Here is a 13,207-nt window from a genome sequence, read left to right on the forward strand (position 1 = left end):
CGTTTTGAATAAGTTCAGATAGATGTGAGTCAAAATTTTGTTGCCAAGATTTAGGCGACCTCGGAGACTGAGAATTGAAAGAAACCAGCTCACGAGGCCAATATGCAAATCATCGGACTGCACAAGAACGTTTATAAACTTTATGCTTGGGCGCGGACACAAGAATGTTTGGACGTGTACCGTATCAAATACGAAGGTCAGGTTCGGCAATGGGACGACTTACGTACAGAGGGCGTTTCTCTATCAAAGTGCGCTGAATTCGTCGGCATCTCGCGCGCGACATATTACCGTCACAAGCGTATTTTGAAGGATTTGGCGCAGGCAATCATACCGCCTTCAAAGGCTCCCAAACGCTGCAACAAGTCACAGTGGGGCGAGGCAGAAAAGCAATTGGTGCTTGAGGCCCGCCGCGACAATGAAACCTACGGTAAGGAGAAAATAGGGGCCATCTTGCGTCGCGACAAAAAGCAAACCATGAGCGATAGCACCGTGGGGCGCATTTTGAGCTTTCTAAGGAAAAAAGGCCTGATCACACGATCAAGATCTGCGCCCCAAAAGCGCAAGCGTAATTTTTCCAAGGGGCATGCCAAGGGATGGAAATATAGGGATTACAAAGATATTGTGGTTGGCGAGCGTGTGCAGATCGATCATATGACTGCCACGAAGAACGGCGTCACGTGCAAACACTTTCAAGCCTGGGAGAGGTGTAGCAAGCATATCCACGCGCAAGTTTATTCGAATGCCACGGCACGCTCTGCCAAACGGTTTTTGCAAGAACTCGTGGAAATAGCTCCCTATAAGATCATCTCAATTCAAGTCGATGGCGGGTCTGAGTTTATGGCCGATTTTGAGACAGCGTGCGAACAGATGGAGATCCCGCTCATTGTGCTGCCGCCAGCAAGGCCAAAATACAACGGTGGTGTCGAGCGCGGTAACCGCACCTTCCGCGAAGAGTTCTATGCATGTCGTGATCTCATTGCCGACAGCATAGGAGCGATGCGGTTTGAACTTCGAAAAGCCGTCGATAAATACAACACATTCAGGCCTCATCATGCCTTGAAAGGCAAGACACCAATGGAGTACATTCGAATCACTCAGGCCAAAGTCGTGTGAGTCTCAAAACACCTGAACCTATACACTTTCAAGGCGACTGTTGCTCAACTCTAAATGGGGGGATAACCTCTTCTTGAGGGTCGTCAGGGCTTTCGTGATCATCAGTGGAACCTTTTTTAGCGATAAGAGTCCGCTCCTAAATCACCTTCTGACACCCTCAACCACCCTACTGTCGTGTAGTATGCTTGGCGTGCTCAGGCGCGCAACAAGGGGCAGCTTTTGCCTGACGCTGATGCGAGCCCTGAGGGCTGGTCTTCACGTGACAAGTTTGCGGCGGTGTTGGAAACTGCTGCGCTGAACGAGGCTGACCTAGCCGAATACTGCCGCAAACGCGGCCTTTACCCGGCGCAGATTGCCATGTGGCGAGTTGCTTGCGAGCAGGCCAACGACTGGGACCGCACGAGTGCAGCACGTCTTGTGCGTGCGACCAAGGAAGACAAGAAACGGATGAAAGATTTGGAACGCGAGCTTGCTCGCAAGGATCGCGCACTGGCCGAAACTGCAGCACTGCTTGTTCTGCGAAAAAAGGCCTCAGCGATCTGGGGGGACGGAGAGGACGCATGATCAGCACCCCAGATCGCCAAACCGCAGTTGCTCTGATCAATGAGGCCGTCACCGCAGGAGCGCAGCGCGCCAAAGCCTGTTCCGAGTTGGAAATCAGCGAACGCACTCTGCGGCGCTGGACAAAAGACGGCGAGGTTCGCCCTGATAAGCGCCCCCTCGTGCCGCGTGCGGAACCAGCAAACGCGTTGAGTACGGCAGAACGCGCGGCTGTTCTAGATGTCTGTAATTCAAAGGAGTTCTCTAGCCTTCCCCCAAGTCAGATTGTGCCAAAGCTAGCAGATCGGGGGCAGTATCTAGCCTCGGAATCGAGTTTCTACCGCATTCTGCGCGCCAATGGATTGCAGCATCACCGGGGTCGAGCCAAGTCCCCAGTCAAGCGTAAGAAGCCCACAAGCTATCAGGCCAGTGCGCCCTGTGAGGTCTGGACCTGGGACATTACCTGGATGCCGGGACCTGTCGCAGGCATGTTCTTCTATCTGTATCTGATCGTGGACATCTTCAGCCGGAAGATCGTGGGCTGTACATCCATGAGCGTGAAAGTGCGGATCTGGCTGCCATTCTGATCCGGCAAGCAGTGCTAGCGGAGGGCTGTCAGATGCGCCCCTTGGTTCTGCACGCTGACAACGGCAGTCCTATGAAGGGCGCCACGATGAAGGTGACGATGGAAAAACTAGGGATCACGGCCTCCTACAGTCGCCCTCGCGTAAGCAACGACAACCCTTTCTCAGAGGCGTTGCTCCGAACCTGCAAATACCGCCCGGACTGGCCGACCAAGGGCTTTGCCACCAAGGCGGATGCTCAAACCTGGGTCCAAACCTTCGCTGGTTGGTACAATAGTGAACACCTGCACAGCGCCATCCGCTTCGTCACGCCGAATGCGCGCCACGCAGGTCATGATCGTGCAACGCTCACAAATCGTGCCAATCTCTATGCAACTGCTCGCGCGCAAAACCCGCAACGCTGGTCAGGAAAAACCCGAAACTGGCAACCAGCAGGACCCGTCTGGCTGAACCCAGAAAACGAAATCAGCGCCTCTGAAATCAGAGACGCTGCATGAAATCGGCGGACAACACCTTTGACAAACACCGGTATCGCATGAGCAAGTTCCAGTTTTGGTGGCCGCCGACCGCTCCGGCGCGACCGTCAGCGCCATATTGCCGGCGGTGTCTGCCGCTCATTTGCAAGCGGTTTTGCAGCCAGTTCTTGATCAGGACGCCCTACTGGTCACTGACGGCTGCACCAGTTATCCGCCCTGCGCCACCGCGATGGGCATCAGCCATGAGGCGCTCAACCAAACCGCTGGCGAGCGCGTCCGGGGAGAACTGCACATCCAGACCGTCAACAGCCGCCATGAGCGGCTCAAGTCCTTCCTTCGTCGCCATCGTGGCGTCGCCACCACGTATCTCGATAGCTATCTCAGATGGTTTCATCTCGCAGTGCTTCCAAGGCAGCCAACACCACGCGCAGTCCTCGCCGCAGCAGCAGGTATCCTGCCGGTTAGACCATGTGCATAGCTAATGCGAATTGAGCCTACAACAATGACCGCCCGAATATGGGCGCCGGCGGGATAAAACCCCCGAAACTGAAAATAGCCACATAAGTTCTACAGCCGCACCCATTTAAAAATGGGGGGATTACCAGTTGTCCAAAGTAGTCGTCGATTTAACCTTTTGAAAGCAACATTGCCTTCGCGGTGAACTCATCAGTTATAAACACGGTTGGTTTTACCAACTTTACGCAACCAAGCATAACTTTGACTTTCTCCTTGCCTCCTGAGATTAGGACTCGGTCGGTGGCATTTTTTAATCGGTCAATACCAACAGAAATACCTCGCGTGTTCACATTGTGATCAACAAGCTCCCCGTCTTCTGAGATGAAATTGTATAGAAGATCGCCCACTGCTCCAGCAGCTATCAAGCTTTGTCTATCTGCTTCATTTATATGGCCTAAACGATAAGATGTCGTGATCCCCTCAATACCTCCAGCACTCAGGAATGCTACATCAAGGTTATCGGCAAGTTCGAAAATCTGGTTTATTCCACAACGCTCAAGCAATGCGTGTTTGGTTTCTGGACTGTCCACAAGAGCTGGAGCGGGAACCAAATAGCCTTCGCCGTTAAACAACTCAGCAAATTGCCATGCAAATTCCGCAGGGTTAAAACGCTTGGCCTGAGAGATTCCGCCAAGCAGGGAAATAACCCTTACTTTTTCTAGTTCCCTACCTTGAATGTGCGGCAGTGATGAGTAGAGGGTCCTACCCCAACCAACGCCAATTTTCATATCTGACTGGACATAATCCGAGATGAACTGGCCTGCCACAAATGCTATCGCTTTCGTGGGGTCAAGGTCTTCGTTGGCCATAGGCGCTACGATAACTTTCGAAATTCCAAACGCTTGTCCAACGGCCCGTTCCGTCTCGATGATTGAAGAAATAGAGGTGTTGATGCGAATATCGACCTCACCCCTCTTTAGAGCCTCCGCGAGTAACCTTGTCACTTGGACCCGGTTGATGTTGAGAAGCTTTGCGGTTTTTTGCTGAGTCAAGCCTTCGACGTGATAGAGCCAAGCAGCCCTCATGCGAATTTCACGGCTTGAGTCCGAGTTGCCGCGGCGTCGTTCAACGACCCTGTGATCTGCTTCATGACCCAATGAAGTGTCTGTCATTGAATTAACCTGCCTTAGCTTCTGCCGCCTCTAAAAGCTCTGGATTCGAGTCTTAGATTTGGTGTTGTTAAAGAAAAGGCTGCTCAGCCGACCAAGGCTTCATTTATGCACTTCTCAGAGAAAAAGATCATAGGTCTCGCAGCGGGCAGCCTGTTGCTATTGTTGATCCTAATGGAATCCATCTCATACGTCTACATCGACCGTAGGATTTTAAGGAGGTTACGGATATATCTGGCTATGTGGGTTTTGCAGCCGTCTCAACGATTTGGAGCTTTTGTCAGACCGTGCGTCCTTCAGCCATATTCAGGCCAGTTATGAGGAAAATTTGCAAGCTACTGAACCAAACAGCGCCGCTGTTTGGTTGCTTGGGCGTATGCCGCACTATAAAAGGATCAAGTGTCTCGGCATGAAGATTCTCTCAATAACGTTTTGCCATTTCGGTCAGCGCAACGGGTTTGATTTTTTGGGCGTGGCCCGCTGTTCCAAACTGCTCATACCGTTCTCTGCAAACCTTCGACATCGCTTCGCGTCCCGGCATGAGATATTTTCTTGGATCAAATTCAGAGGGGTTAAGGGCAAAAGTCTTTCGAATCGCCCCTGTCAAAGCCAAGCGTAAATCTGTGTCCACATTCACTTTGCGCACCCCTGATTTGATGCCCAACTGTATTTCTTCTACTGGAACACCCCATGTCGGCTCGATTTGCCCTCCCGCGTCATTGATAATGTCCTGCAACTCCTGCGGTACAGAGGATGAACCGTGCATCACAAGATGGGTGCGCGGGATGCGTGCATGGATTTCTTGGAGCCGATCCATGGCCAGAATTTCGCCGTCGGGTTTGCGCGTAAATTTATATGCCCCGTGGCTTGTTCCAATGGCGATAGCAAGTGCATCGACATTGGTTAAAGAAACAAATGTTTCAGCTTCCTCGGGGTCGGTCAATAACATGTCCCGACTAAGACTGCCCTCAAAACCATGCCCGTCCTCAGCTTCACCTTTCCCTGTTTCAAGTGAGCCAAGGTGTCCAATTTCACCTTCAACTGAAACGCCGACCATGTGCGCAAGCTCAACCACTTTGCTTGTTACCTGGACGTTTTCTTGAAAATTTGTGGGTGTCTTTCCATCGGCCGCCAAAGACCCATCCATCATGACTGAAGAATATCCATGGGTTATCGCAGAAAGGCACGTCGCAGGGGAATTGCCATGGTCTTGGTGCATGCAAACGGGGATATGTGGATATAGCTCGATGGCCGCTTGAATGATGTGGGATAATACGATGTCATTGGCGTAGCTTCGCGCACCACGGCTGGCCTGCATAATGACAGGACTGTCAGTACTGTGACCTGCTGACATGATTGCCAACATTTGCTCCATATTATTCACATTAAAAGCTGGGATCGCATAGTTGTATTCGGCTGCGTGATCAAGCAACTGGCGAAGAGAAACGAGAGCCATTCAAGAACTTCCTTTTTGTGCGGAACATCCGCGATTACTGTTAATGATATGACTCAATCAAATTCACCTCGTCAGCCGACCCTAGTATTACAGATGTCCTTTGATGCAGGCTCTTTGGGGAGATACTCAGGATATCCTCATCCCCCGTCGAAGCGCGGCCAGCAGCAGCTTTCACAATAAAAGCCATTGGGTTGGCTTCGTAGAGCAACCGAATCTTCCCACCAGTTGATTGGTTATTCGTGTCTTTAGGATAGAGAAAGACACCACCACGAACCAAAATGCGATGAACATCTGCGACCATCGAAGCCGTCCAACGCATGTTGAAATCTTGACCCCTTGGTCCCGCTTCTCCAGCTGTACATTCGCTAACGTATCGACGAATCGGTGACTTCCAAAAGCGGGCTCGTGAGGTATTAATGGCGAACTCGCTTGTCGATTTGGGGATTGTCATGAACGGATGGGTGAGGATGAAATCGCCAGAGCTGACGCATAATGTGTATCCTTGGACATCTCGGCCTGTGCTGACGACAAACATCGTCGAAGATCCGTATATAGCGTAACCTGCGGCAAGTTGGTGTTTACCAGAACGTAACACACATCTTGCATCGCTTGATCCGACCCGTGTTATTGAAAATATCGAACCAACCGACAAGTCCACATTGAGATTAGAAGACCCATCCAATGGGTCAATATAGAGGATGAAATCATCCTTTTCAGGTTCTTTGAGCCATAGCGGTTCCTCAACTTCTTCGGACACGATGGCAGCGAGCTTAGGGTTGGCACTACAAATCTTGACGAACAGGTCGTTCGCCTTAAGATCCAAAGTTTGTTGAGTTTCGCCTTGGACATTGATTATGCCGGTAACACCAAGATTGCCCTCCAACGCTGAATTTTTCACCTGATTTGCGACGCCGATGCAAGCATTTGAAATAGCAAGGATGAGAGAACTAAGGTCCTGGTTCTTATCAGCTAGGACCTCAGGTAGTTTCAGGGGTGACATTTCGAAAACTCCAAGACCGGAACCGCCGGGACTTTTTTCTCATTGGCGGCAAAGTAACCAACACGCCTCGCGCTAAATATGGATGGCACGATCAAAAGCTTCCAAGGTCGCTTCATGAAGCATTTCCGAGAGGGTGGGATGCGGAAAGATGGTACGCATGAGATATTCTTCTGTGCATTCCAAAGTCATAGCTACGCCAATTGCTGTGATCAGTTCAGTGACTTCCGCGCCAATCATGTGCGCCCCGAGAACGGCCCCTGTGCCCTCTTCAAAAATCAATTTGATAAGCCCTTCGGACTCGCCAAGGGCAATCGCTTTTCCGTTTCCTGCAAACGGGAACCGCCCGACTTTGATCTTCAAGCCTAGTTCCAATGCTTTGGCTTCGGTCAGCCCTACCGATGCGATTTGAGGATGGGAGTATGTACAGCCAGGAATGAGGGATTTATCAACCGGATGAGCACTATCAAGTAGTGCGATCCGTTCGACACACGTAACGGCTTCATGACTTGCTTTGTGGGCGAGCCACGGGCCACCGGCAACATCTCCAATGGCATAAACGCCTGGCTCGGCCGTGCCCATCCACTCATTTGTCTTGATTTGGGCTCGGTCTACTTCAACAGCAGTGTTTTCCAAGCCTATGCCGTCGACATTACCAACGATTCCGATAGCAGAAATAATCCTATCAAACTGTCCAGTTTCGATTTTATCATCTGCGGACTTATAGCTCACCGAAAGGCTATCAGTTTGCTTCTTGAATGATTGGTATGTCGTGTTTGTAAGGATCGTGATGCCTTGCTTTTTGAAAGCCTTCATAGCGGCTTCAGAAATTTCTGCATCTTCAGCTGGTACGATGCGATCTTGGACTTCCATAATGGTTACTTCGCTACCAATCTCATTGTAGAATGAGGCAAACTCAACGCCGATCGCCCCTGACCCGACAATTAATAACTTTTTCGGAATGGTTTCGGGAACCATCGCTTCTTTAGATGTTACGATTTGCACACCGTCAGGCACCAGACTTGGCAATGTACGACTCCTCGCGCCTGTGGCGACAATGATGTGCAATGCAGATACCGTTTCAGTCTTTTCACCAGTTTTGACCTGAAGTTTGCCGCCGCCCAGCAGCGTGCCCCAACCCTTCAAGACTGCGATATTGTTCTTCTTCATCAAAAACTTCACACCACCAGACAATTTGCCTGATACTTGACGTGAATAGCCAACAATATCCTTTAGGTTTGGAATTGGTGTAGATGAAGACCAACCATATTCCTTAGCTTCGCGAATGGTGCGGCCAACATCAGCTGTTTTCAACAAGGCCTTTGTAGGTATGCAGCCCCAGTTAAGACAAACGCCACCTAGTTCTTCGGCTTCAACAATCGCGGTCTTCATGCCAAGTTGAGCCGCTCGAATGGCGGCAACATAGCCACCCGGCCCCGAGCCGATAACGACTAGATCAAATTCTTTGCTCATGAGTGATTTTCCGTCAGTTAAGCATCAAAGAAGTAGGGTTTTCGATCAGTTCTTTGAATTTCTTCAGCCATACAGCCCCAAGCGCACCATCAACGACGCGGTGATCGCAAGATAGCGTGACGCTCATGACGGTTGCTAACTTGGGATTACCTTCATTGTCGGGAACAAATTGCGCTGCCCCCTGTCCAACAGCCAAGATCATGCTTTCTGGCGGGTTGATAATTGCGTTGAAGGATTTGACACCGAACATTCCAAGGTTTGAGATCGAAAACGACCCACCCTGATATTCTTTGCTACCCAATTTACCTGTTTTGGCACGGGCTGCGAGGTCAGCAATCTCGGAAGAAATGGTCTGAATGTCCTTCTTTTGGGCGTTCCTAACGACTGGTGTAATCAAACCGCCGTCGATGGATACAGCCACAGAAATGTGAGCATCATCAAACTTGATAATACTGTCACCATCCCAAGAAGCATTCGCTTCAGGCACAGTTTTGAGGGCTGCAGCACAAGCTTTTACCAAGAGGTCGTTGACCGAGATCTTCTTCGCATCGGTGTTTTGCAGAGCTAGATTGATCTGGACACGCATCTCAAGAAGCTTATCAATTTGAAGATCAGCATTGAGATAGAAATGAGGGACAGTGCTCTTACTTTCGGTCAGGCGAGCAGCAATTATTGAGCGCATCCGGTCAACCGGAACTTTTGTGTAAGCTAGGCCCAATTCGTCCGCTGTTTTTTGCGCACCAGTCTTACCGCCCACTGTAATCGTCTGGGGTGGAGGTGATGCCGTTCCTGATTTGGCGGCCTTTTCAACATCTGAGCGAACAATTCTGCCACGAGGTCCAGAGCCACCAACAGATTGGAGATCAATATTTAGTTTCTTGGCAACACGACGGGCCAATGGTGTCGCTCTTGTTCCAGACAAAAATACCGGAGAACCAACCACAATGGGCTCCTCAGTTGTATCGCTTTCGACTGCTGCTGCTTGGACGGTATCGGCTGTCGATACACCTGATCCAGCAGGCTCAACAACTTCTTCGCCTTCTGCAAAGAGCCAAGCAACTGATTGTCCGATAGGAACAATATCACCCTCTTTGGCGCTCACAAAATGAAGTGTTCCTGTTCCAGGACTCTCGACTTCCATTGTTGCCTTGTCTGTTTCGATGTCAAAGAGGGCTTCACCTTCTTCGACCATCTCACCTTCAGACTTGTACCAGCTCGCGATTGTCCCCGACGACATATCCATGTCAACCTTTGGTAAAATGACTTCAATTGGCATGACTAAATCTTACCCTTCACGAGGTTGATCACGTTCGAGACAATATCTTCCACTTGAGGGACAGACGCCTTCTCCAACTCGGGGTTATAGGGCATCGGATTATCAGTGCCGCCAAGGCGTAGAATTGGGGCATCAAGGAAATCAAACGCATGGCTTTCGGCTACCATTGCACTGATTTCAGCACCAATTCCGAGAGTTTTGACAGCCTCATAGACGCAGACCAAACGTGATGTTTTTTCCACGCTCGTAAAAACGGTTTCACGGTCAATGGGTCGGATCGTGCGTAGATCAATTACCTCAGCAGAGATGCCAACGGCGGCTAGTTCTTCAGCAGCTGCAAGTGATTTGTGGACCATGATCGAAGTTGCAACAATCGTGACGTCAGTGCCGGGTCGAGCAACATGCGCCTTGCCAATAGGAACCGTATAGTGACCTTGTGGGACCATCCCCTTGGTCTTGTAGAGCAGTTTATGTTCAAAGATCATTACTGGGTCTGGATCTTCGAGGGCGGCTAATAACATACCTTTGGCATCGTGTGGTGTCGTTGGTTGGATAACTTTCAAGCCAGGAACGTGCGCGAGCCATGCTTCTAAACTTTGGCTATGCTGAGCAGCGGCTCCTGTGCCAGATCCCGCCGGAAAGCGCATCACGAGAGGAACGGAAACATCCCCACCAAGCATATAGCGGACTTTTGCAGCTTGGTTGACGATTTGCTCCATCGCTAAGGTTGCAAAGTCTGAAAATTGGAATTCGAAGATTGGGCGCAAACCCGTAAGAGCCGCTCCAACCGCAACCCCGGCCGCACCGAGTTCGGATATGGGCGTGTCCATGACACGATCTTCGCCATAAGTGTGCACAAGATCGCCAGTGACCTGAAAAGCGCCACCATACACCCCAATATCTTCACCCATAAGGATGACGCGCTCGTCAGTCCTTAATGCTATGTCCAAAGCATCTTTGATGGCCTCAGAATACGACATTTCAACGGGTTCAGTACCCAAGTCCTTTACGGGAGCGTTCATTGCGCAACCTCAGTGTATACATCGCGAGAAACGTCGCTTAACAACGGATCTGGGCCGGATTTAGCGAACTCAATGGCCGCTTCAATTTCTGCATCGACAGATGCTTCCATAGCTTTGACGTCACCATCATTCAGAACCTCATTTTCAATGAGGAAGGAGGAGAACCGGATAATAGGATCACGATCAATCCAGTCGTTGATCTCTTCTTTCGTACGATAGCGGTTGCGGTCTGACTTTGAGTGACCGCGCCAACGATATGTCAAAGACTCGACAAGGCTTGGCCCGTTGCCCGCACGAGCATGTTCCACTGCAGTATCAACAGCTTCGGTAATCGCGTTAAAGTCGTTCCCGTCGACAGTAATTCCAGGCATTGAATAACCCGCAGCACGTTCGGAGATATTTTTCACCGAAGTGGAGCGCTCAATCGATGTGGACATGCCGTATTTGTTGTTCTCGCAAATGAAGACAACCGGCAGTTTCCAGATGGACGCCATGTTCAAAGATTCGTGAAACGCACCTTCATTATTGGCACCATCCCCAAAAAAACAAAGAACCACTTTGCCCGTGTTCAAACGCTTCGATGAAAGTGCTGCACCGACTGCAATTGGTATGCCCCCAGCCACAATCCCGTTGGCCCCAAGGTTGCCCTTTGCTACATCTGCAATGTGCATAGAGCCGCCACGACCTTTGCAATATCCGGTTTCCTTGCCGAAGAACTCAGCAAACATCTTTGAAACTTCCGCGCCTTTTGCAACGCAGTGACCGTGGCCTCGGTGAGTGGAAGTAATCTGATCGTCCTCAGCAAGTGGCATGCAGCTTCCAACAGCACTCGTTTCTTGTCCGATAGAAAGGTGCATCGTGCCGTGGATTAGACCACGGGTGTAGCAATTTTCGGCGCCCTCTTCGAATTTCCGGATAAGATACATTTTTCGCAATGCATCTTTAAGCTGCTCGCCTGAGTACTTTCTCAGAGCGAACGGTGCGTTCTGCGTCTTTTGCTTGGCCATGGGTGTTTTCCAGTTTTCAGGCGCCGAAGATCATCTGATCTTGGAGCGCTCTAAGTTGAACAATTTTTGAATCTGCTGGTGGCGTGGTGTTCTCGTACGTAATGAGTTCGCCTTTGCGGATTGGCTTAGTGACTATTGAACCAGCAAGGAGACCACATGGAATAGCGCCTATAGTCCTAGCTTCGACCGCTTCCATTATCCAAGCCCGGTAACAATACTCACCGATTTGATCCAGCCTCTCGCCTACTGAAAGATCTTTCTTCGCCAGCGCACAAACTTCTGCGACGGGTTTGTCGAGTGGAACCATGTCCGCTTTGCCATACAATACAGCTTTGGCGCATGTTAGCGGAACTTCCAGAGACGTAAGGTGGTAAGGTCGTAAGAAGGTATAATATGGACCGTCGCCCATTTTGAGGTCTTTCATGCGTTCCCAAATGCGGGGATGCTGCGCTTCAACGACTACAAAAACGCCTGGAGCCACACCTTTTCCAACTGAGTAATCAACCCTACCAGCAGCACTTAAAATACCGCCGTCTTTTTCGGGGATAAGAGATTTAGCAAGATCTTTAGGTCCCAAAGCTGGGCCGTGCATGCCAGGTTTGTCTGGGATCAAGCCGGTCGCGTTTGCGATTGCAGCCATTTCTACCATTGTTTTAGAGCCATCGACGAACTCAACGAGCATTCTGGAGTTCATATTCCTAGAGTCAGCCTCAGCCTGATACTCATCTGGCGTGGCATCAAAATTCAGAGGGTTATTTTTACCTTTCCCAGCAGAGACTACTTTGTGGCCCATCGCTGTAACGAACTCGATCAGCTCCATGCAAGATGAAGGCTCATCTCCAGCGCCAAGAGAGTAAACCACACCAAGCTTTTCAGCCTGAGTTTTCAAGTAAGAGCCGATTGTGATGTCAGCCTCGACGTTCATCATGACGAGGTGCTTACCAAGCTCCATAGCTTTGAGGCCAAGTTCAGCACCAATGCCGGGAAGGCCTGTTGCTTCGACAACCACATCAACCAAGCCGCTTTCAAGCAACAAGTTTGCGTCGTTAACAACACCAACTTTCCCGCTTTCAATTGCAGCGTTCAATCCATCCGTGGTCTGAGCCTCTTTCGAATAGCCCTCCCCACCAAAAGCGATCTCTACTGCCTTAGTCGCGTTTTCTACCCGCACATCTGCAATAGCCGCTACTTCGATGCCTGACATCAAACTAGCTCTGGTCACAATATCTGTGCCCATTTCTCCAGATCCAATCAAACCAATACGTATTGGTTTTCCACTTTCAGCTCTGGCTTCCAGCTCTTTGGCTAGACCAGTCAATGCGACGTTCGACATCATATTTAGACTCCTGTCAAATTCGATATTATTTAACCAAACATTAGTAACTCCGTCAATGCAAATGTTCGTTCATTTAGTGATATTTGCTGAGATTCTTATTGACAGAGCTTACTTAATGAACATTAATAAATTCTCCGAACCTTTGTGCATGCACTTGGGTCGTAAGGGAGGGTCTAATGAAACACACAAAAAATATCAGCTTGTGCGTTTATAGTGGCGTATTTTTTCGCTTGGTAAAAAGGGTCCCTTTGCGATTTGTGTGGGTAGGCCTGCGATGGCCTTTTAAGGCTGTCACCAGATGT

The 13,207-nt window shown here is 50.0% G+C and carries 12 protein-coding genes and 1 pseudogene; 5 read left to right on the top strand and 8 right to left on the bottom strand.

The genetic code is table 11. The features are described 5' to 3' along the window. Positions 1 to 102: 102 nt before the first annotated feature. From OA238_RS23745 to OA238_RS30805, 5 genes and pseudogenes are all read left to right on the top strand, one after another. Positions 103 to 1,113, top strand: a complete 1,011-nt coding sequence (locus OA238_RS23745; RefSeq protein ID WP_015494683.1) for an integrase core domain-containing protein — start codon at positions 103 to 105, stop codon at positions 1,111 to 1,113. A gap of 219 nt (positions 1,114 to 1,332) precedes the next feature. Next, positions 1,333 to 1,677: a hypothetical protein gene (locus OA238_RS35290; RefSeq protein WP_015495513.1), complete on the top strand. Its 345-nt coding sequence runs from the start codon at positions 1,333 to 1,335 to the stop codon at positions 1,675 to 1,677. Then, positions 1,674 to 2,240: a hypothetical protein gene (locus OA238_RS35295; RefSeq protein ID WP_420806469.1), complete on the top strand. Its 567-nt coding sequence runs from the start codon at positions 1,674 to 1,676 to the stop codon at positions 2,238 to 2,240. Before OA238_RS35290 ends, OA238_RS35295 begins: the two co-directional genes overlap by 4 nt. 32 nt (positions 2,241 to 2,272) lie before the next feature. Then, positions 2,273 to 2,734 (top strand): integrase core domain-containing protein, encoded by a 462-nt coding sequence (locus OA238_RS35300; RefSeq protein ID WP_420806470.1) that lies wholly within the window; start codon positions 2,273 to 2,275, stop codon positions 2,732 to 2,734. A gap of 31 nt (positions 2,735 to 2,765) precedes the next feature. Next, positions 2,766 to 3,191: pseudogene (locus OA238_RS30805) on the top strand (IS1595-like element ISOar1 family transposase); the annotation flags it as partial. Positions 3,192 to 3,339: 148 nt separating this feature from the next. Here OA238_RS30805 and OA238_RS23765 read toward each other — a convergent pair. From OA238_RS23765 to OA238_RS23805, 8 genes are all read right to left on the bottom strand, one after another. Beyond that, on the bottom strand, positions 3,340 to 4,341 hold the full coding sequence (locus tag OA238_RS23765) for a sugar-binding transcriptional regulator (RefSeq protein ID WP_015497174.1): 1,002 nt from the start codon (positions 4,339 to 4,341) through the stop codon (positions 3,340 to 3,342). 418 nt (positions 4,342 to 4,759) lie between these two features. After that, positions 4,760 to 5,794 (bottom strand): class II fructose-bisphosphate aldolase, encoded by a 1,035-nt coding sequence (gene fba / locus OA238_RS23775; protein WP_015497175.1) that lies wholly within the window; start codon positions 5,792 to 5,794, stop codon positions 4,760 to 4,762. A 40-nt stretch (positions 5,795 to 5,834) separates the two neighbouring features. After that, positions 5,835 to 6,794 (bottom strand): class 1 fructose-bisphosphatase, encoded by a 960-nt coding sequence (locus OA238_RS23780; RefSeq protein ID WP_015497176.1) that lies wholly within the window; start codon positions 6,792 to 6,794, stop codon positions 5,835 to 5,837. A gap of 72 nt (positions 6,795 to 6,866) precedes the next feature. Then, on the bottom strand, positions 6,867 to 8,264 hold the full coding sequence (gene lpdA / locus OA238_RS23785; protein WP_015497177.1) for a dihydrolipoyl dehydrogenase: 1,398 nt from the start codon (positions 8,262 to 8,264) through the stop codon (positions 6,867 to 6,869). A 13-nt stretch (positions 8,265 to 8,277) separates the two neighbouring features. Further along, complete coding sequence (locus tag OA238_RS23790; protein ID WP_015497178.1) at positions 8,278 to 9,540, bottom strand: dihydrolipoamide acetyltransferase family protein; 1,263 nt, start codon at positions 9,538 to 9,540, stop codon at positions 8,278 to 8,280. Between the two features lie 2 nt (positions 9,541 to 9,542). Next, the gene (locus OA238_RS23795; protein ID WP_015497179.1) at positions 9,543 to 10,562 is read right to left on the bottom strand and encodes an alpha-ketoacid dehydrogenase subunit beta; all 1,020 of its coding nucleotides are present in this window, start codon (positions 10,560 to 10,562) and stop codon (positions 9,543 to 9,545) included. After that, complete coding sequence (locus OA238_RS23800; RefSeq protein ID WP_015497180.1) at positions 10,559 to 11,569, bottom strand: thiamine pyrophosphate-dependent dehydrogenase E1 component subunit alpha; 1,011 nt, start codon at positions 11,567 to 11,569, stop codon at positions 10,559 to 10,561. The genes OA238_RS23795 and OA238_RS23800 overlap by 4 nt, the downstream gene beginning before the upstream one ends. Positions 11,570 to 11,585: 16 nt before the next feature. Further along, positions 11,586 to 12,905: an NAD(P)H-dependent oxidoreductase gene (locus tag OA238_RS23805; protein ID WP_015497181.1), complete on the bottom strand. Its 1,320-nt coding sequence runs from the start codon at positions 12,903 to 12,905 to the stop codon at positions 11,586 to 11,588. Between the last annotated feature and the right edge of the window lie 302 nt (positions 12,906 to 13,207).

It is taken from the genome of Octadecabacter arcticus 238 (assembly GCF_000155735.2).
In the GTDB taxonomy this organism is placed as follows: Bacteria; Pseudomonadota; Alphaproteobacteria; order Rhodobacterales; family Rhodobacteraceae; genus Octadecabacter; species Octadecabacter arcticus.